This window comes from Streptomyces sp. NBC_00271 (assembly GCF_036178845.1).
GTDB lineage: Bacteria > Actinomycetota > Actinomycetes > Streptomycetales > Streptomycetaceae > Streptomyces.
Genome location: NZ_CP108070.1, coordinates 8923515 through 8943062, shown reverse-complemented (window position 1 = coordinate 8943062; position 19548 = coordinate 8923515). Strand labels below are relative to the sequence as shown.

General features: G+C 67.6%; 15 protein-coding genes and 3 pseudogenes. 8 read left to right on the top strand and 10 right to left on the bottom strand.

Features of this window, described 5'->3' with window-relative positions:
* The first annotated feature begins 167 nt into the window (after positions 1–167).
* The gene (locus OG798_RS40360; protein WP_121414629.1) at positions 168–1328 is read left to right on the top strand and encodes a magnesium and cobalt transport protein CorA; all 1161 of its coding nucleotides are present in this window, start codon (positions 168–170) and stop codon (positions 1326–1328) included.
* A 286-nt stretch (positions 1329–1614) separates the two neighbouring features.
* Here OG798_RS40360 and OG798_RS40355 read toward each other — a convergent pair whose 3' ends face one another.
* The 3 genes and pseudogenes from OG798_RS40355 to OG798_RS40345 form a co-directional block, all read right to left on the bottom strand.
* Positions 1615–2850 (bottom strand): tyrosine-type recombinase/integrase, encoded by a 1236-nt coding sequence (locus OG798_RS40355; RefSeq protein WP_328758626.1) that lies wholly within the window; start codon positions 2848–2850, stop codon positions 1615–1617.
* Positions 2851–2895: 45 nt separating this feature from the next.
* A complete protein-coding gene (locus tag OG798_RS40350) occupies positions 2896–3132 on the bottom strand; it encodes a helix-turn-helix transcriptional regulator (protein ID WP_267063198.1) in 237 nt (78 codons plus the stop codon).
* A gap of 293 nt (positions 3133–3425) precedes the next feature.
* Positions 3426–3662 (bottom strand): annotated as a pseudogene (locus OG798_RS40345) (helix-turn-helix domain-containing protein); the annotation flags it as partial.
* A 512-nt stretch (positions 3663–4174) separates the two neighbouring features.
* Here OG798_RS40345 and OG798_RS40340 point away from each other — a divergent pair.
* Both OG798_RS40340 and OG798_RS40335 read left to right on the top strand, forming a co-directional pair.
* A complete protein-coding gene (locus OG798_RS40340; protein ID WP_328758625.1) occupies positions 4175–5128 on the top strand; it encodes a hypothetical protein in 954 nt (317 codons plus the stop codon).
* Positions 5125–5616: pseudogene (locus OG798_RS40335) on the top strand (ATP-binding protein); the annotation flags it as partial. The gene OG798_RS40340 and the pseudogene OG798_RS40335, both read left to right, overlap by 4 nt.
* 237 nt (positions 5617–5853) lie before the next feature.
* Here the strand turns inward: OG798_RS40335 and OG798_RS40330 are convergent.
* The 5 genes and pseudogenes from OG798_RS40330 to OG798_RS40310 all read right to left on the bottom strand — a co-directional run bounded on the left by OG798_RS40330 (position 5854) and on the right by OG798_RS40310 (position 12657).
* Complete coding sequence (locus tag OG798_RS40330) at positions 5854–6504, bottom strand: carbonic anhydrase (RefSeq protein ID WP_267063196.1); 651 nt, start codon at positions 6502–6504, stop codon at positions 5854–5856.
* Between the two features lie 329 nt (positions 6505–6833).
* A complete protein-coding gene (locus OG798_RS40325; protein WP_267063195.1) occupies positions 6834–7481 on the bottom strand; it encodes an L-threonylcarbamoyladenylate synthase in 648 nt (215 codons plus the stop codon).
* A gap of 116 nt (positions 7482–7597) precedes the next feature.
* A complete protein-coding gene (locus OG798_RS40320; RefSeq protein WP_328758624.1) occupies positions 7598–10330 on the bottom strand; it encodes a helix-turn-helix transcriptional regulator in 2733 nt (910 codons plus the stop codon).
* A gap of 503 nt (positions 10331–10833) precedes the next feature.
* Positions 10834–11522, bottom strand: a pseudogene (locus OG798_RS40315) (IS5/IS1182 family transposase); the annotation flags it as partial.
* Between the two features lie 754 nt (positions 11523–12276).
* Positions 12277–12657, bottom strand: a complete 381-nt coding sequence (locus tag OG798_RS40310) for an SsgA family sporulation/cell division regulator (RefSeq protein ID WP_328758623.1) — start codon at positions 12655–12657, stop codon at positions 12277–12279.
* Between the two features lie 583 nt (positions 12658–13240).
* On the opposite strand from OG798_RS40310, the gene OG798_RS40305 reads away from it, so the two are divergent.
* The 3 genes from OG798_RS40305 to OG798_RS40295 all read left to right on the top strand — a co-directional run bounded on the left by OG798_RS40305 (position 13241) and on the right by OG798_RS40295 (position 15457).
* On the top strand, positions 13241–13618 hold the full coding sequence (locus OG798_RS40305; protein ID WP_328758622.1) for a hypothetical protein: 378 nt from the start codon (positions 13241–13243) through the stop codon (positions 13616–13618).
* A gap of 101 nt (positions 13619–13719) precedes the next feature.
* Positions 13720–14214 carry a MarR family winged helix-turn-helix transcriptional regulator gene (locus OG798_RS40300; protein ID WP_328758621.1) on the top strand — a complete coding sequence of 165 codons (495 nt, stop codon included), beginning with the start codon at positions 13720–13722 and terminating at the stop codon, positions 14212–14214.
* A gap of 574 nt (positions 14215–14788) precedes the next feature.
* Complete coding sequence (locus tag OG798_RS40295) at positions 14789–15457, top strand: nitroreductase (RefSeq protein WP_267063190.1); 669 nt, start codon at positions 14789–14791, stop codon at positions 15455–15457.
* A gap of 428 nt (positions 15458–15885) precedes the next feature.
* Here the strand turns inward: OG798_RS40295 and OG798_RS40290 are convergent, their stop codons facing one another.
* Positions 15886–16770: a sigma factor-like helix-turn-helix DNA-binding protein gene (locus tag OG798_RS40290; protein ID WP_328758620.1), complete on the bottom strand. Its 885-nt coding sequence runs from the start codon at positions 16768–16770 to the stop codon at positions 15886–15888.
* Between the two features lie 791 nt (positions 16771–17561).
* On the opposite strand from OG798_RS40290, the gene OG798_RS40285 reads away from it, so the two are divergent.
* Entirely contained in the window at positions 17562–17897 is a 336-nt protein-coding gene (locus OG798_RS40285) for a DUF5133 domain-containing protein (RefSeq protein ID WP_323138758.1), read from the top strand.
* 122 nt (positions 17898–18019) lie between these two features.
* Positions 18020–18661: an FMN-dependent NADH-azoreductase gene (locus tag OG798_RS40280; protein WP_267063187.1), complete on the top strand. Its 642-nt coding sequence runs from the start codon at positions 18020–18022 to the stop codon at positions 18659–18661.
* A gap of 302 nt (positions 18662–18963) precedes the next feature.
* On the opposite strand, the gene OG798_RS40275 is transcribed toward OG798_RS40280, so the two are convergent.
* Entirely contained in the window at positions 18964–19449 is a 486-nt protein-coding gene (locus OG798_RS40275) for a MarR family winged helix-turn-helix transcriptional regulator (RefSeq protein WP_328758619.1), read from the bottom strand.
* Positions 19450–19548 lie beyond the last annotated feature (99 nt).

Sequence of the window (19548 nt, the reverse complement as noted above, 5' to 3'; positions counted from 1 at the left end):
GCTGTGCACGCTAACGAGGCTTGCGGACACCTTCTGTCCGCAAGCCGTGAGGCTCTCCACGGGCACGGCCGCCCGGACGGTACGCCCACTGCCCGCCCGCGACATTTGACCCGTATATCCTTCTCCGTGATCACAGCGACGTACCAGCGACCTGGGAGGCAGCCGCAATGTCCGAGCGACGCCCCCGTCCGACCGCCAAGAACGGCAGAAAGCCCGTCTGGCGACGCGCCCTGAACCCGCCGGCCGCGACCGGCGTGACACCCCCGGCGCCGCGCGCCGACCCGCCGGAGCCGGAACCCGCCGCCGCCGACAGCGTCGTACAGGCGGCCCTGTACCGCGACGGCGTACGGGTCTCGACCCCCGCCTCCCTCGCCGACACCTTCCGAGAGCTGCGCGACCAGCCCTCCGGCATGGCCTGGATCGGCCTGGCCCGCCCCACGGAGGCCGAACTCCTCTCCCTGGCGGCCGAGTTCGACCTGCATCCACTCGCCGTCGAGGACGCGATGGAGGCACACCAGCGTCCGAAGCTGGAGCGCTACGGCGACACGCTCTTCGTCGTCCTGAGCGCGGCCCGCTATCTGGACGCGGCCGAGGAGGTCTATTTCGGCGAACTGCACGTCTTCGTGGGCCCCGACTTCGTGATCACCGTCCGGCACGGCGCGGCGCCGGACCTGTCGGCGGTGCGCCGCCGCATGGAGGACACCCCGGAGCTGCTGAAACTCGGTCCCGAGGCCGTCCTCTACGCGATCCTCGACTCCGTGGTCGACGGCTACGTCCCCGTCGTCTCCGGCGTCCAGAACGACATCGACGAGATCGAGACCGAGGTCTTCCGCGGCGACCCCGAGGTGTCCCGCCGCATCTACGAACTCTCCCGCGAAATGGTCGAGTTCCAGCGCGCCACCCGCCCGCTGGTCGGCATGCTGCACGGCCTGATGGCGGGTTTCGCCAAGTACGGCACCGAAGAGGAACTCCAGCGCTACCTCCGCGATGTCGCCGACCACGTCACCCACACCAGCGAACGCGTCGACGGCTTCCGCCAGGCCCTCACCGACATCCTCACCGTCAACGCCACCCTCGTCACCCAACAACAGAACGCCGAGATGCGCGCACTGGCGGAGGCGGGCTTCGAACAGAACGAGGAGATCAAGAAGATTTCGTCTTGGGCGGCGATTCTCTTCGCTCCGACGCTGGTCGGGACCATCTACGGGATGAACTTCGACAGCATGCCGGAGTTGCACTGGGTGCTCGGGTACCCCTTCGCGATCGTCCTGATGGCGGTTGTCTGTACCAGTTTGTATGTCATCTTCAAGCGGAAAGACTGGCTCTGAGTAATCGTTGCGAGAGGCGACGCTCTGAGGAGGTGCGGCCTCGATCGCAGGCGCCGACGGGGCATCTGAGGCCGCTGGGGAGAATCTGGGGAGAATCAGCCGCGGTCCGATGCGGGCGGTCAGCTGCGATCGCGGGTGTTGACCTGCGAGAGCCTCGGCGCTGTGGCGCAATCTGGGAGCGTCGGCCAGCACGGAGAGTAGCGGGCTTCCAGAATGAAACACCAAAACGGATGGGCACAGCTGGTTGCTGTGCCCATCCGTTTTGTGGGTTGTGGGGAGTGGACGTCTACGCGGTCGTGGCGACCGCGGCAGGTTGGCCGAGCAAGGCGTCGATGGCCCCGCGCCCCTTGCCGCCAGCCTCGGGCATGAAGTGGGCGTAGTAGTCCAGGGTGATGGTCGGGCTCGAGTGGCCGAGCCATCGGGCCAGGGTGACGACTGACTCGCCCGCTTCGAGGATGACCGAGGCGTAGGTATGCCGGAGCACGTGGAAACCGTCCTTGCGGGAAGCCTTCCACCGCTCGTCCTTCTTCCGCAGGGGGATGACGCCGGCGGCGGCCAGGGCCGGCTTCCATACCTCGACGTTGAAGATGTTCGCGCGAAGGGCGTTGCCGTACGTCGTGGTGATGACGAGCGGGAACTTCTCCGTCTCCCGATCGGGCTCCGGACCACCCCACGGCAGCTCCACCTCGACTGCGGGGAACTCCATGAAGTACTGGGCCAGCGCCGCGGCGACCGACGGAGGCATGTCGACGACGCGCGTCTTGCCACCTTTCGGGAGGGCGAAGTACAGGCGACCGCCGAGGAGTTGTACCTGTCGGCGGATGCGCAGAACTCCGCGGGCGAAGTCGACGTCCTCCGGCGACAGCCCGAAGACCTCACCCTGTCGTAGCCCGCAGCCCAGCGCGAGCACGACTGCCACGCGGTACCGCGCGTTGATCGCGTCCCGTACGCGCCGCGCGGTCTCCAGCGGCCAGGCTTCCCTTTGATCCTCCGGCACTTTGGGCCAGCGCACGGACTTGGCCCGCATCGGGTTGCGCGCCAGCCGCTTGTCGTCGATGGCGGTCTCGAAGATGTTCGAGAGCGAGGTGAGGATCTGCCGGGCGTAGCGCGGCGAGCATTCGTTCTCCAGCGCGGCGATGTAGCTACGCAGTACCGCCGGACTGATGTCCCGCAGGGCGACGGTGCCCAGCTGAGGCTGGATGTGGAGGCGGACGCGTTCGTCGATGCGTTTGACGGTGCCGGGCGCTCCACGAACTCCCGCCTGCCAGAAGCGTGTCACATAGTCGTCCAGTGTGATGGAGCCGTCGCGGGGATCGACGAACTCGCCGCGTTCGCTGTCGGTGCTGGCCCTGCGCAGCCACGCTTTGGCGTCTTCGAGCGTGTCGAACGACTTGTCCCGGACCCCGGGGATACCGGCGACCCGGTACCGGGCCCCCTTGCCGTAGCGGGCGGTGCGTTCCCGCTTGCCGGTGACGGGGTCTTTCTTCTTCTTGATCCAGCGGTCTTCTATGTAGCCGGCCAAATACTTCCCTCGATGGCAGGTTGCGTGCGGTAGGAGTCAGCAGGGTCAGGCGCTCGTGGCATAGTCCGAGCGTTTCTGCGGTGCCGCGTCCAATGGGCTCAGAGTCGTGTTGGAGCGCGAGTCGGCCTGCTCCTGCTCGCGGATCCAGGCGCCGAGCGCCACGATCCGGTACATGACGCGGCCACGCGGCCCCATCCGGAAACTGGGCGGGCCGTTTCGGCGATGCCTCCAGACATAGAGAGTGTGCGGCGACAGGCCGAGGTACTCGGCGGCGTCTTTCACACTCAGGAATGCCTGGCGTGCTGCGGGGGTGGCGTCCGTCGTTGGAATGGAGCTAGAGCAGGCAGCAGAAGACGGATGTACGGGCACAGTTGACCTCCATGGGTGTGGTTCGGGGGCAAATGCAAGTCTGCCGAGCGGCATGGCTATTGATCAGGGCGCTGTCCACCCGGCTCCGCTGCCAAGCACAGTCGGCGAACACCATCAATGGTGTGGAGGATCGCCGGCTTCGCTAACCGGGGATCCCGTGCGAGGTACCGCGACAAGCGCGCATTACAGCCTCCAGGCGAGCGCCCGAGGAGCACCGAGGCAGAGATGTGTAGTGCCTCGGCGATGATGACGAGGTCGTCGATGTCGCAGCGGCGCTGGGTGCGTTCGATGCGGGACAGCATGGAGTTGGACATCGGGTGGCCGAGCGCGGTAACGCGACCGGCGAGTTGGCGCTGGGACAGACCGCGTTCGGTGCGGAGTATTTCGATGGTGCGGGCGGCCCGTATTCCTGCGGGTCCGATTTCCAGAGGGCGTGCTGCCACAGCTCCAGTTCTAGCTTGCATTCGCCGGTTTGGTGAACCGGCGATCGTGGTCTATGTTCCGTCGCACGCCGTCCGCACGCGAGGCGGTTTCCCCGGTCGGGAAGCACCAAGGACTTCCGCGCTAATCGGCGCTTCGCGGCGGCTGCGACGTGGGGTGTTGTGTTGTAGCTTCCCCATCGACTGCACGTCAACGGCTTCCCGATGTGATCCTTCTGGCTCGGCGTCAAGGACAACTATTTGGTCATCCGCCGATCGTGACCTACGGTTTTGACACCGCCCTCTACAGCCTGCTTTCCGGCAGCCTTTCTGCCGTAAGAGATTGCGCTGGAGTGGGCTGGACTTGCGCGCCCTGGGTGTGGCTATGTTGACGACACCCCGGAAAGCGCGAGCGGCTATCGGCACGCCCCGCGCCATTGGCCGGCCAGCTCCCCACCCCTGACACCCGTACCGCCACGTTCGGCGGTGAGCCGTGGGCGCCTGCCCACCTGCAACCGAGTGAGGACCCGCCCCTCTTGGCACGAATCCGCACCATCAAGCCCGAAGCCTTCGTCTCCGAGTCCCTGGCTGCCGTCACTCTGACCGCCGAGCGCACCTTCTTCGGCCTGCTCACCCAGGCCGACGACCAGGGCCGCCACCGCGACCACGCCGCGATCATCGCCGGACAGCTGTGGGTCCTGCGTCCGGAACACGGCCCCTCCGACGTCGAGACGGACCTCGCCCAGCTCGCCGACGCCGGTCTGATCTGCCGCTACAAGGGCCCGGACGACAAGCGCTACTTGCACATCGTCACCTGGCACCAGCACCAGAAGATCAACCGGCCCAGCATGAGCCGGCTTCCCGACTGCCCGGTCCACGGCACTGGGACCGGCATCGGGCAGAGCTCCGAGGGGGTCGGCGTCGCCGAGACCGTGGCACGGTCAGCGCACGGAGCGCTCCGGGAGAGGGAACCGAGCCCTCACGGAGGACGCACTGAGGACCCGGGGCAACTGCGCGAGCCTGTAACGAATCCGGGCGCCAGCGGGCAACCCGCAGGTCAAACCAGGCTCCGGGAGTCGTCCGGGAAGGCTCACGAAAGTGTGCGTGAGCCTTCAGTGGCGCCTCACGGTCCGGATCTAGGACCTAGGATCATGGATCTAGGAAGTACCCCTTCGGGGGGCGCAAGCACCCCCGCGCCCCACACCGTCTCGGCTCAGCAACTCATCGCCGAGTACGCCGCCGCCTGCACCCACCGCCCGCCCAGCGACGTCCTGGGTCACCTGGGCCGGGAAGTGGGCAAACTCGTCAATGAGGGCATCGCACCGGACCACATCCGCGCCGGGCTCCAGCGGCAGCTCGCCAAGGGCCTGCACCCGCGCACGCTGCCCAGCCTGGTGCACGAGGCCATGAATGCCACTCCCGCCGCTGCTGTCCACCGGGCCTGGACAAACCCCGATGACGTCGCTGCCGCCTACGGAGGTGAACTCTGACCGCCACCCTGACCCGGGAAGCCCAGCGCGTCGGCCCCCTCGCCGACCGGCTCAGCGGAATCCTGGCCGACCGCGGCATCGACCCCAGCGCCGCTGCCGAGGAACCGCCGCCCGAGCCCGTCACCGCGCTGGAGCTGGCCGACGCCCGCATCCCCGCCCGCTACCGACGAGCCGTGGCGGACCACCCACAGGTCACCTCCTGGGCCGACCAGATCGCCCGCGCCGGCCGCCCGGGCCCCGGCGGACCCGGCATCGCCGAAGGCTCGTCACTGCTGATCGTCGGCCCCACCGGCACCGGCAAGACCTACCAGGCGTACGGCGCCGTCCGCGCCCTTCTCACCCGAGCCGTCCGCCTGCGCTGGGAGGCCACCACCACCGCCGACCTCTACGCACGGCTCCGCCCCCGCCCAGGCCACGATGCCGAACGCGATCTCCAGGCCCTGGCCCGGAGCCCGCTCCTCCTCCTGGACGACCTCGGCGCGGCCAAGCGGGACCACCTCAGGAACCGGGAACAAGCAGGACGGGGAGCTCGGTCCCCGGTCCCCGAAATCGGGCCGGGGTCGGGGACGAAGGGATCGTAGGCGGCGACGATGTGCGGGTCCACGTGGGCTGCGTTCGCCGAACCCCATGCATCGGAAGCCCATCACCGGTCCAAGCCGCTCGGCCTCGGAGCGGCCGTGCTCCAGCCCAGAGGCACTCGTTGGGAGGACAGCGGTGCTGCTCGCTCAGGCGCGCAGGCTCGGGACGGCTTCTTCGGCCGGCAGGCCTCGGGAGGTGACGAGGCGGGCACTGCCGTCAGCCAGGCGGTAGGACAGGCCCACCACGGCCGTCTGTCCGGTGGTGACCTGGTCGGCGAGTACTCGGGAGCGGTCCAGGAGGAGGTCGACGGTGTGCCGTACGTGCTCGGCGATGATGTCGTCGTCGTGGGTGAGTCCGGCGGCGCGGGCGGCCAGGACGCTGGGCGTGACGCGCTCGATGACGTCGCGCACGTATCCGGTGGCGCCCAGTCCGTCAGTCAGGGCGGCGTGGGTCGCCGCGACGGCGCCGCACGAGTCGTGGCCCAGCACGACGACCAGCGAGCAGTCCAGGACGCTCACTCCGTACTCGATGCTGCCCAGCACTTCGGGCCCGGCCACGTGGCCCGCGGTGCGGACCACGAAAAGGTCGCCCAGGCCCCGGTCGAAGATGATCTCGGCGGCCAGGCGGGAGTCGGAGCAGCCGAAGAGCACGGCGAAGGGGCGTTGGCCGGGTGCGGTGGCGGCGCGGCGCGCGGCGTCCTGATTCGGGTGCTGCGGGGAGCCCGCGACGAATCGCTGATTGCCGGTCACCAGCAGGTTGAGGGCTTCGGACGGTGTCAGGTGCGGGGTCTCAGCCATGGCCGCAGGTTACGTCCAGGCCCGGGCGCATCGCAGCGCAGGCGGCCACCACGCCGGGCGCGGGTGCGACCGCCGGAGACCGGGCACCGGGCGTTGTGGCGCCGGGCATGCCCAGACGCGCTGAGGCCGCGGCTTCCAGCGCCGGCATCAGCGCTCGGCGAGTCCGTTCTCCCTGGCAGGGGCAATTGCCACCCCTCAGGGCGCCGCCGACATGCTGTTCACCATGCACTGTCACGCTGTCCCCAACGAGGCGATCGCGCTCATGACGCTCGCCGATCGGGTGATTTCGGTAGGCCGGGTGCGCGGCCTTGTTCCCTCACCGGGCCGGGTCAGGAGCCGTCCTGCAGGTCGGGGACCACAGTGCTCAGGCGCTCGGCGCTGATCGCGCCCGCACGCTGGAGGATGGGGGCCGGGCCGGTGAGGTCCACGATCGAGGAGGCGACGGCGGCCGTGGTGGGTCCGCCGTCCAGGTAGACGGTGACCGAGTCGCCGAGCATGTACTGGGCGGCATCGCAGTCCTGCGGGGACGGGTGTCCGGTCAGGTTGGCGCTGGAGACTGCCATCGGCCCGGATCGGGCCAGCAGATCAAGTGCCACAGGGTCGGACGGCATCCGGACGGCGACCGTGCCGTGGGTCTCGCCGAGGTCCCAGGTCAGCGATGTCCGGTGGCGGGCGACGAGGGTCAGCCCGCCCGGCCAGAACGCCTCCACCAGAGCCCAGCCTGCCTTGGGGAAGTCGGTGACCAGTTCGTGCAGGGCATCCGGGGAGGCGACGAGCACTGGTGAGGGCATGGCGCGGCCCCGGCCCTTGGCCTGCAGCAGACTGTCCGCGGTCGCGGGGTTGAAGGCGTCGGCGCCGATGCCGTACACGGTGTCCGTGGGCAGCACCACCAGTTCGCCTCGGCGCACCGCCAAGGTGGCCGCGCGCAGCCCGTCGGCCCGCCCGGAAACCGTGGAGCAGTCATACCGACGCGCCATGGCTGTACTTCCTCCCACCGGGCCTTCAGCCCGCACCTGCTCTGCTCGCTTCGCAAGGTCGGCTGCCCCCAGGGAATCCGAAACCGTCATAACCGTCCCGGCCCTCCGAGAGAAGGTCACTCTGGGGCGCTGGAGACGTCAGACGTGGGCTGTTCATCGTGAAGCGCTGCCAGTGCGGCGGCGAGCTTGCCCCGGCCGGTGATGCCAAGGCGTGGATAGATGCGGTACAGGTGCGCTCCGACGGTGCGGTGCGAGATGAACAGGCGCTGACCGATTTCCCGGTTGCTCAGCCCCTGTGACGCCAGCACGGCTATCTGCATTTCCTGGGCAGACAGCTGCTCACCGGTGTTCGCGTGCCGTCGACCGTTCGACTCACCGGTAGCACGTAGCTGCTCGCGGGCCATCTCGGCCCAGGGCTGTGCGCCAACACGGTCAAACTCGGCACGGGCGAGTCGAAGCGGGTGCCGGGCGTCCACGTTACGGCGTTGGCGGCGCAACCAGCGGCCGTGGTGCAGATGCAATCGGGCACGTGACAGCGTCCAGTCGGCCGGCAGGGCGGCAAGGGCCGCGGCGTAACGCTCCTCCACGGTGTCGTCCGGAGCCAGCACCGCGTCGGTGTAGGCGTGAGCCACCACCATCATTTCCGAAGGCAGTTGTCTGGTCAGGTCCGGAAGATCGGCCAGCAGTTCCCGAGCTTGCTTCACGGTGCCCGCAGCGACTGCGGCATCCGCCAAGTCCGGCGCCAACAGCCAACGGCTCACCGAATGGTAGTGCGGATCAACGGGATCGAAGGCGCGCGCGAGAACGTCGTATGCCTCCATGGCGCGACCGTCAAAGAGAGCGAGCAGGCCGTCGGTCTGCTGCGCCATCACCGTGACGAACGGCATACCCAGGAACAGACTGTGCAGACGTAGTTCGCCGATCATCCGCGCTGCTTGCTCGGTTTCTCCGCGCAGCGCCGCCACCAGGCCGGCCGTGGCCTTCAGTCCTAGCCAGACGATCCATTCCCCGGCCTCCTCGGCCAGGGTCAGCCCCTCGGCGGACTCCTCGCGAGCTCGCTCAAGCTGACCGAGGTACACCTGCGGCCAGCTGGCGGCCAGCGAACGGGCGAGCAGCCCGAGTCGGCCCTGCGACCGCCACGCCGCGGCCGCCAGCGCGAGGTACTGGGTGGCCCGACTGATGTCGCCTATGACCATGGCACCGCTACCGAGGAAATGCAGCATCCGGCCGTCTTGATGGTCTGCTCTGATTCCGCCGAGCCGCGCGATCACGTCAGCCCCGTGCCGGAACGGCTCGGTGTACGCCCGCACCGCCAGCACATGGGGGGCATTCGGATCAGGGTTCCACCGATCCAGTTCTGCTGCGGCCTGGGCACGCACCTGCGCTTCGCCGTCCTGGAAGAAACACCGTGCGCTGGCTCGCCACAACAGGTTCTCAGCGACGTCTCCGGCTCCCGCGTCGAACGCTCCGGCCGCCGCAGTGACCATTGCCTGGATCCGTCGCTGCGGCTCGCCCGGTTCAAATGCATAACTGTCGGACACCACCATGAGGCGAGCCCGCTCTACCCGGCCCAGCATGCTCATGTCCGTGCGGTCCAGCAGCATCTGGACGCTGATGCGGTGGTTGATCTCGCTGGACAACTCGGCCGCCCGGACCAGGATGCCGGTCCGGCGCTGCGCATCGACGACAAGGTCGGCCGCCTGACGCAGCGCCGGGACGGCAGCCGCCGCCTTCCCTCGGGCCTGCGACATATCGGCGAATCGCTCAAGCCGGGCGGCCAGCTCCTCGTCCGGCCCTATCGTGGCCGCTGCCTCGTGGGCGAGTTGGCGCTCGGGGGTGTCGTCCATCACCGATGCGAGGGCACGGTGAGTGGCCAGCCGGTCGGCGAGCGTGGCGTGGGTGTAGATCGCCGTGCGCATCAGTGGATGGCGAAACTCGGCGGTATAGCCGACCAGGGTGACCAGATCCGCGTCGACCGCCTCCTGCACCACGTCGACCGAGACCGCCGAGCCAGAGATGCGACTCGAAAGCTCCAGCAGGAGGTTCAGGGGCGCGGACGGCTCGGCGGCGAGGACCAGGAGTAGCGTGCGACACTCCCGGCTCACCGAATCGGTACGCGCGGAGAACGCGTCCTCCAGCCGCTGGGTCAGCGGCAGGTCGTCCATCTGCGCGGTCGCGCCCTGCACCGCCTTGGGCAGCTCTACCAGGGCCAGCGGATTACCCGCGGCACGCTCCAGGACGAGCGCCCGCAACGGCGCCGGCAGGTCGGGCGCGCCGACGTCGAGCAATTCGGCGGCGGCGGGTCGGCTGAGCGGTTCCAGAGGGATGTCCAGGAGCACATATGATTCGGAGTACTGGATCCGGGCGGCAGCGATCACCTGTATGGCGAGGTCGTTGGTACGCCGGGCAACGAACTTGAGCACGTCCCGGCTTGAGGAATCGATCCATTGCAGGTCGTCCACCAGCAGCAGGAGAGGCTGCCGGTTGGCCTCGTCGGCGAGCAGCTCAAGCACTGCCAGTCCGACCCGGTATATCTCGGGCTCGGTGTCCCGGACACCGAACGCGCCGCTCAGCGCCGACCGGTGCGGAGCCGACAGGTCTTTCATGCCACGAGAGACCGGTTGCAGCAGCATCTGCAGCGCGGCGAACGGCAGCCACTGCTCGGGCTCCACCCCGGATGTGCGTAGCACCTTGAAGCCACTTTCGATGGCTTCGGCCCCGACCGTGCGCAGCAGAGACGACTTGCCGACGCCGGCAGCGCCGTGGACCAGCAGCGCACTGCCCTGCCCAGCCGCAGCGTCCGCGAGCAGCCGGCGCAGGGTGCGCAGCTCCTTGTCCCGCCCGATCATCGGACCCGCGCAGATCCCGCCTTCTGCGGGGTTCCCCACAGCCCCGTGCCGACACGTACGCCCGCTGTGACCGTGAGCATGCGGACCTGAACAGGCCGCAGGAAGACGCAGCCCTCTGCCGTCCGGCGGTGACCGCCTGCGGTGCTTCCGTTGACCGTGGCGACGGGATGCTCAGGCAGGGCCGGACGTTCACTCATCGGCACAGCAGGCATGGGGCACAGCACGTGAAGCTTCTCTCCATCAAGGGATCGTTCCGGCCACCATCGTACTCGTCAGGTGCGGTCTCCCTTATCGGTGAGGTTGAACCATCAGTCAAACGACTCTCGAACAACACAGCGAGCGGCGAATCTCGGTCGATTCCGGGCGGACCCGCGACTTGTCGAGCATGATCCCGACCGGGGCGTAGAAGCCGTGGAGGCGCACAGCTGAGGCGCCCAAGGGCGCGATCGATTGCCCATGAGCAGGATCAGGCCCATGACCAGCAGGTTTAGTGAGCTCTTGCAGCGTTGCCACTTCAGGGTGAGGGCGGCTGCGGTGATTGACGACATGCGATGCGGGCTGAAGCGGGGCCTTGCGAAAGGTGGGCCCGGACTTCAGGCGGGCCACGCCCGGCTCCACGGGGTGCCCTGAACCGCCGAGAGAGCGAGGTTGACTGGGCGTCGGGTTGGCGACGGGCGGGCGTCGGACTGATGTGGTCACGCGGGGGCTGGCGCCCAGGTAGGCGCGGCGGCGAGGACCGGATGCCCTGGCGTTCGCGGATCCGGATGACCCGGTGGGTATGGACAGCGGTCAGGCCTTGAGCTCGCCCGAGCAGGACGGGTGAGATCCACAGCAGCCGCCCTGCCTGATCGGATCGATCAGCACCTGCGCGTTCGCCCCATGCCGACGGTGTCGCGAATCCGCCCGGCGGACGGCCCGGCTGTCGCCTATGCGGTCGCGCTTCGCGACGGTGCCGTCCAGCAGCACGTAGTCCGGCTTGGCTGCGCGCCGGGCGCGCAGCGGACCGGGGCGTGGTCGACGAGCAGGTAGGTGACAGCCGTCGTGGGTGCAGACGGTGCGGACGGAGATGCCGAAGCCGGCCTCGATCCGGGCGAGGGTGTCCTGTCGGCGTGGGGTAACCCGGGCCGCCCAGGCCACGCTGGGGCGGTGGGGGCTTGCAGCAGCGATCACTCTCACCGGTGACGATGAGTATCGTGGCCCCTCGAACATCCCCTTCGGGGCCCGGGAGCTTTGTGCCTTGCTGACGTCGTTGCCGTTCCGCTCAGTGGCCGCACTGAAAGAGCTCTGCCAACCTCAGGTCGAAAAAACATCGGCGAGCAGTCCTACGCCCAGCCGGCCGTCTGCGGATTCACGGCGCCGTCGGCTGAAGGTCCGGTCGATCCGTTGGGAATGGCCACTCGTTGCCCGGCCGACACAGTCCGGCCCGGATCGCGCGTATAGCGTAATCGCGCGTAAAGCGTATAGGGGAGACTCCGCCGTCGATGATCGTCTGGAACTTACGACGAGGTTCTCTGAGGACGGGCGGAGCACCCTACTGGAGGTCGCGGCGTTGTTGAAGTGGCGTGGCGCGGCGACAATTACGACTCGTCTCAACAGCGGGGATTTCGGCAGCGCGTGCAGAGTTACCTCGTCGTCACCCTCGTCTGTCTGGGACGACATACCGGCGAGCGAAACCCCCCGCTCGCCTCAGGCTTGATCAGCTGTGGGCGCCACTCCGGTCCGAGCGCTGGTCGGCCGGTGGTTCTGCTCCTGTACGGCGCAGGAAAATTGGTTGCATTCCAAAGCGGAAGGACTCCCACTGAACTCAATCCGCAATCGCTCCCGTGTCGTCTTCGACCGCGTCGCCATACCCATTCCCTATGGGCGCCGCGCGTTACCGGATCACCGATCCCAGCCCGTAGGCGTCCCAGTAGTAGCCGGACATTACTCGATCCAGCCCGAAGACGTCATGTTTCATCCGACAACTGACTGACGAAACTTTCGACATCCAGAAAACTTCTCTCCTCTCCAAGGGGCACAACCTCGAAGGTGCGCTTTAGGAATTCGCCGATTACTACCGCCGATGCGGCCACAACAAACGATTCCCAGCCCGACCGGAACGACATGTAAATCAACCCATGACCGCGGATTTCAGCGGGCCAAATTTGAATATCACCGAAACCATCAAGCCGCCGCCGGCCGGAATCCAGGAGTTCGCGACCAAGTTCCCACTCAATGACCATATCGGTGCCCGCATTAAATGCCATGACTATTGAATATGGCTCTGCGCTGTCATATCGGAGATCTGTTATGACCGGCAGAGGCACCTCCTCTTCGAGAAGAGCCACGACCGTCCGACTTGTCACAGACTCGGGCCAGACGTCCGACTCTGCGTTGCCAACTTGCCGGCGTCTGCGACCTTTGTGATCACACCCGGGCTCATCATCGGTGTCGAAGACCTTCCCACCCATGATCCGTCCTCTCTCGTCTTGCCGCCACGACGGCTACTGATCGGCGTCTACAGAGCCGTGAATTGGGCAACGGCTGGTTCGGAAGGTCCTCACCTGTTCCGGTAGATCGGGTCACCACGAGCCTGGGGCCGGCTGAGATCTGATCCATCAGTCAAGTGACTGTGCGCGGACGGCCCGGGTCAGACCACGGCTGCGGCACGGCGCATCAGCCAAGCGACAGTTCAGCCGAGCGACAGTGCCGGGTCGCCCCACGACCGCCCGGTGGATGATCCGCTCGTCGGGGACCGAGCCCGATCGCCTCAACGCCCTGTCTGCCGTCCGCATCGGCGGCTGACCCACCTCGCGGGGGTCGGGCCTGCAGGACCCACTGCCAAGTGATCCAATCCCGGCTCATGACGGCGGCCTTCATCTCCGCGGTTGCAGGTGGTGATGACCGACACTGCGCCTGGGGAGGGTGTCGGTGTCGCTGCGGGAGCCCGGCTTGTGTGCGACCGGGCGCGCCACTCTCGACGCGGTGCTCGCCGACGAAGGCAACCCGCGAAGCCTTGCCGACCGCGCCCAAGGGAACCTGGTCAAGAAGAAGCCCGCCCTCACCAAGGCCCTGACCGGACAGTTCGAGGACACGTACGGCTGGTATGGGTACTACCGGGCGCCGTCGACCGCCCACACCGACACCTGCCTCGGCACCTGCTGCGGCAGCATCGTCAAACACCGCGAACGCGCCAAAGCCCCGCCTGGCAGACGTCCAGGCCGCCGGAAGCGTCATCTTCGGGCGACATTCCTCCATACATCGCGATCGCGGCTGATGCCCGGCCTCCTTACAGACACCGGAAGCTGACCTGCTGACCAGGGCAGACGCCTGGCAGAGACCCTTCTGCGGCACACACTCAGTTTCAAGTGAAACCGTATCGAATGTACATATGGCTGTAATGTGACCTCGTGACCACCCACATTCCTGACAGAGCCACCCCCTCGGCCGGCTCGCGTGCGACCGACCGTCCCGGGGACGCCTCGCCCTTCGCTCTCGCCCTGCTGCTGCGGCGGGCGCACTGGCGGGTGGCCGGGGTGATGACGGAGGCGCTCCGCCCGCTCGGTATCGAGCTGCGGCATTTCGCGGTGCTGCTTGTTCTGGTCGACCGGGGGCCCACGGTGCAGCGGGACCTGGGGCCGGCGACGGGGTCGGACAAGGCGGGGATCATGCGGGTCGTGGACGACCTGGAGCGCATGGGTCTGGCCGTGCGCAAGGCGGTTCCGGGGGACCGGCGGGTGCGGGCGGTGGAGATCACGCCTCGGGGTGTCGAGCTTTTCGATGCGGCGCACGTGGCGGCGGATCCGCTGGCCGAGCGCCTGGTTGCCGATCTGGGACCAGGTGAGCGCGAGCAGTTGACGGGACTGCTGACCCGGTTCGCCCATCCCGCGGAGGGCCAGGCGTAAGCCCGCCCGCGCGGGAGCCCAAGGCCTGACCGGTTCCGGACCCGTGCATCCCTTACGGCGAAGGCGGCCCTGAGGACTACGGCCACCCTTGCCACACACCGACCCTGCTGCAGGCAGCACGGTCAGGGGCGTCATCGCCGGTGGGGACCACACCACCGCACCAGTGCGCCAGCCACGCAGGACGGCTTCGGGGTGGCCGGCCGCCTGCCCCTGGAGCCGACAGCACGCAAAGTCTGTGAAGCAGTGGCCGAGTTGGGGACACCGCGGCAGCGCCAATAGAGGCTGGACAAGGCGCTCCTGATCGCCTCGGATCGGGCCCCGGCATTGCCGAATGGGCCGAATGCACCCAGGCCGACACCTCGACCCGCAGCAAACCCGCGGCACGGAGCACACCCCGTCGGCCGGCGCGAAGATCATTCCCCCCAGAAAGCCGGCAGGCGCCGTCGGCGAACCACCCCTGGACGGCAACCCTTCCCCGAGTGCGGTGCACCACTCGCGCGAGATAGTATTAGATGATACCGTTGCGAACATAACGATTCCAGATGTGCCGAACAGAAAAGGGGTTCAGGCGATCATGAATGTCTATGAAGCGGTCGCGAGTCGGCGTGCTGTGCGGGAATTCACCGACCGTCCCGTCCCGAGGGAGGTGCTGGAGCGGGTGCTGTCCGGCGCGGCCTGGGCACCGTCCGGATCGAACCTCCAGCCGTGGCACACCTACGTGCTGACCGGCCGACCACTGGCTGAGCTCAAGAAGCGCGCCGGCGAGCGCATAGCCGCAGGGGACCCCTGGGACGAGCCGGAGTACGAGCAGTACCCCCCTGTGCTCAAAAGCCCCTATCAGGAACGCCGTTCCGCCTTCGGCGAGCAGCGCTACGGCGCACTCGGCATATCGCGCACGGACCTGGAGGCGCGACAGAGGGCCGCTGCCGCGAACTGGGACTGTTTCGGGGCACCCGCCGCCCTGTTCTGCTACATCGACCGTTGCATGGGCCGACCCCAGTGGTCCGACGTGGGCATATACCTGCAGTCCGTCATGCTGCTGCTCCGCGCCGAAGGGCTGCACAGTTGCACGCAGATGGCCTGGGCCAAATATCACAAGACCGTCGCGGAGGTCCTGTCGCCCCCGGATGAGCTCCTCCTCTTCTGCGGCATGTCGATCGGGCACGAGGACGTCACGGCAAGCGAACCCCGTATAGGCCGGGCGCCGCTTGAGGAGACAGTGACGTTCGTCGACGGTTGCTGACACCGGCGGCCTCCGTGGGTGGCGCACGCTAGCCCGTCTGGACCCTCAGGCTCGCAGCGTGGCCAGCCACGCGCCGGTGCAAGCACGAAGGGCCTGAGCGGAGGCGACACCGGAACGACATCCACTATCGAGAAACGGTGCGAAGGCATCGACGACACACGGCATGGGTCGCCAGGGTGGCCTCCACCGCGGGCACCGAGACCGATCTGTTCAGCGAGCAGGCGGTACAACGATGCCGGTAAGACCCCTTCGAGACTCTGACCAGGGTGGCTACCAGCGGGAAATCGCCTGCTTCGCGGCCTGCACGAACTGAAGCTGTTCGTGGACCTCATGTACAAGGGTGGTCAGGGCCGCACGGCAACGCACAGAAGCCACCAGCGCCGGTCATCGCCTCGCTGCGACGGGGGTCCGTGCGAACCGGGGTCGCCCTAGGTGGGGGGCCGGTTCCAGGAGCGTAGCTTGTCGGGATTGAGGACGACCCAGACCTGTGCAACATGGTGTTCGGCGATGTCGAGGCTGATGACGGCAGCGACCTGGTGGTCGTAGCGGACGATGAGGCCGGTACGCCCGTTGACGGAGTGGGTGGTCAGGGTGGTACGAGGATGGCGGGCCAGGAGTACCAGCAGGCTGTGAGCGACCTGACGGCTGCCGTGCACGGGCCTGCTCAGTGCTCGGACCTTGCCGCCGCCGTCGAAGAACGCCGTGGCGTCCGGACGCAGCAACGACTCAAGTAGTTCGGCATCCTCGTTCACGCAGGCCTCGCGGACGGTGCGGGCGAGGAGATCGTGCTCGTCCGGCGGGGTGGAGTGTGAGCGCTGCATCCGAATACTGTGGCGGGCACGGTCGGCGAGCCCTACGCACTCGGACTCTGGGCGCCCCACGATGTCGGCTACCGTACCGGAGGTCATCCCGAAGACGTCATTGAGCACGAACGCCGCCCGCTCGGCCGGCGACAGAGAGTCCAGCGCGTTCAGCAGTACCCGGCTGACCTCCTTTGCCAGGCTCGCCTGAACTTCCTCGGCGTCTCCCGTCGTCGTGTGGTGCTCCTCTCTCTGGTCCCTCTGACCGGTCGCACCCCGGCGAGGGTGAGCAAGCAGGCCCAGACAGATCCCGCCAGCCGTCTTCGCGAGCCAGTGTCGGGGAGTTGAGATTTCCCCACGCTCCACCTCGGACAGCCCGTACCACCGACGGTAGGTCTCACCCACGACGCTCTCCGCCTCACTGGAGTTGCCCAACATCCAGTAGGTGACTTCCAGCAGGTGCCGACGCTCATCGAGCAACTCCGCGACCGACACCGAGTCAGCTTGGTCCATACGGCATCCTCCCCCCTCACAAGGCACGGCGCTACACGGCCGCAAACACTAATCCCGTCAACCTTCACGAGGGCTTCAGAGAATCCTGCGTGTCGACGGCAGGTTGCCAACACGCAGCCCCGCGCCCGGCAAAGGGGCTCCAGCAGTCCATGTCAGATTCCTCGCACACGACACACCTCCTCCATTCCTCGGCTCAATCCTTAGACCGGGCGTGCACGCGTCGTGTGACATCAGCTGTCCCGCATGGCTTCCACGCCGAGGGCAAGCAGCACGCAAGGCGGCGATCCAGACCTTCACCCAGCTCTGCGGCACGAAGTTCCCGAGGCCTTCAAGAAGATCACCGACGACCAAGACCAACTGCCGACGTCCTACGACTTCCCCGCCGAACACTGGACTCCGCCTGCGGAGCACGAACCCTGTCGAGTCGACCCTCTCCGCCCTTGGGCTGCGACCCAAGGGCACCGCGGCACCGACTCCCCCATCGCGGCTCTGTCCATGGTCTTCAAGCTCGTCGAATCCGCCCAGCGACGGTGGCGGGCCGTCAACGCACCCCACTTCGTCGCCCTCATCCGCTCCGGAGCCCTCTTCGAACGGGGGCGCCGATCAGGACGGCAAGTACGCCACCAGATGGACCAGCCGAGCCAGGGCGGTGCAACACGGCCACGGCGATAGAGCGTTGAAGCCAATCTCGTCACAGAAGGTGGGAGCATCCGGTCTTCACTCAGGGCAACGGCGTGGCCCACGAAAGCAACCGAACGCTGTTGTCGCCAAGCGTGATGTCGGCATGAGGTGTGGGTGTGCCTCAAACGTTGAGAGAGGACCTGACTGTGCTCGTTGTTCCGGATCCGAAGGTCGTCAGAAGGCTGCTGACCCGCTACGCGTCCCTGCAGATCGCGCTCGCCGAGGGCGAGGGGCGGGAAAGTGCGCGTGAGCTTGAGGACGTGAGTTACACGCTGTGCATCACGATGGGAACCCAAAACGTGCACGAGGCCATAGCGGCTGCGGACACGCTGCTCGTGGCCCGGGTCAGGCGAAGCAGTGTCCAGGAGTCGGACAGCGAGGACGGTTTGCCGACGGTCCCATCTGGCTGCTCCGTGCCCGTTGACGGATCCTGCGTCACTCCATAGAGGTCCGCGCTCCCCCGTCTCCTCGCCAGATCCAGGCATCCATCTCACTCGTGATAGTCTCATTCAATACCATCTCGTGTTTGACTATCGTCGAGCGTCAATCCTCTCTTGGGAGAATGCCCATGGCCACGTTGCTGCACATCGACTCGTCCGTGTTCCCCGGCGAGGCTTCCTCGTCCCGTTCCGTCACCACGACTTTCCGCAAGGTCTGGGAGGAGCAGCACCCTCAGGGCGCGGTGATCTATCGCGACCTCGCCGCCCATCCTGTCCCGCACATCACCGCCGCCGCCTGGGCCGCTGGTTACACCGCCCCCGCCGAGCGCACCCCTGAGCAGTCTGCCGCGTTCGCCGCGCGCGTGAAGCTCATCGACGAGCTGGAGCAGGCGGACGCCGTCCTGATCGGCGCCCCCATGTACAACTTCTCGATCCCGTCGACCCTCAAGGCGTGGCTGGACAGCGTGCTCCTTCTCGGCCGCACCGCGGGCGAGACCCCCTCCGCCCAAGGCACCCCGACCATCGTCGTCGCCAGCCGCGGCGGCTCCTATGCGCCGGGCACCCCGCGCGAGGGCTACGACTTCGTGCAGAACTACCTGGAGACCGTCCTCAAGGACACCCTCGGCCTGGACCTCCACTTCATCGTTCCGGAACTCACCATGGCCCCCCGCAATCCGGCCATGTCCGAGCTGGTCCCCCTCTACGAGGCCTCCCACAAGCGTGCCTTGGAGGAGGCGGCCGCCAAGGCCAAGGAACTCCTCGCCGCGTAGAACACCCCGCAATGGACACCGTGTGGCGCCTCGACATAGGACGTCACACGGAGTCTGCGTCGTCTGCACCCTGACCGATACGGCGGCGTGCTCCCCCGAAAGACGGTGAAGTGACCCGACTCCGGGTTGGCCAGGTGTTCGGACCGCCGGTGGGGGGTGCGCCTCGGAACGATGGCGACAAAGTCCTGCCTGCAGCAGGTTCGGCGTATGGCAAGGGTGGCCGTAGTCCTCAGGGCCGCCTTCGCCGTAAGGGATGCACGGGTCCGGAACCGGTCAGGCCTTGGGCTCCCGCGCGGGCGGGCTTACGCCTGGCCCTCCGCGGGATGGGCGAACCGGGTCAGCAGTCCCGTCAACTGCTCGCGCTCACCTGGTCCCAGATCGGCAACCAGGCGCTCGGCCAGCGGATCCGCCGCCACGTGCGCCGCATCGAAAAGCTCGACACCCCGAGGCGTGATCTCCACCGCCCGCACCCGCCGGTCCCCCGGAACCGCCTTGCGCACGGCCAGACCCATGCGCTCCAGGTCGTCCACGACCCGCATGATCCCCGCCTTGTCCGACCCCGTCGCCGGCCCCAGGTCCCGCTGCACCGTGGGCCCCCGGTCGACCAGAACAAGCAGCACCGCGAAATGCCGCAGCTCGATACCGAGCGGGCGGAGCGCCTCCGTCATCACCCCGGCCACCCGCCAGTGCGCCCGCCGCAGCAGCAGGCCGAGAGCGAAGGGCGAGGCGTCCCCGGGACGGTCGGTCGCACGCGAGCCGACCGAGGGGTGAGGAGCGTCGTCAATCACAGCTCCACGTTACCAGCCATCCATTCATCCAATACGGTATCGTTTGAAACAAAATGTGGCTGTGCCCGCCTCCGCTGCGTTCCCAAACGCCTGTGCGGG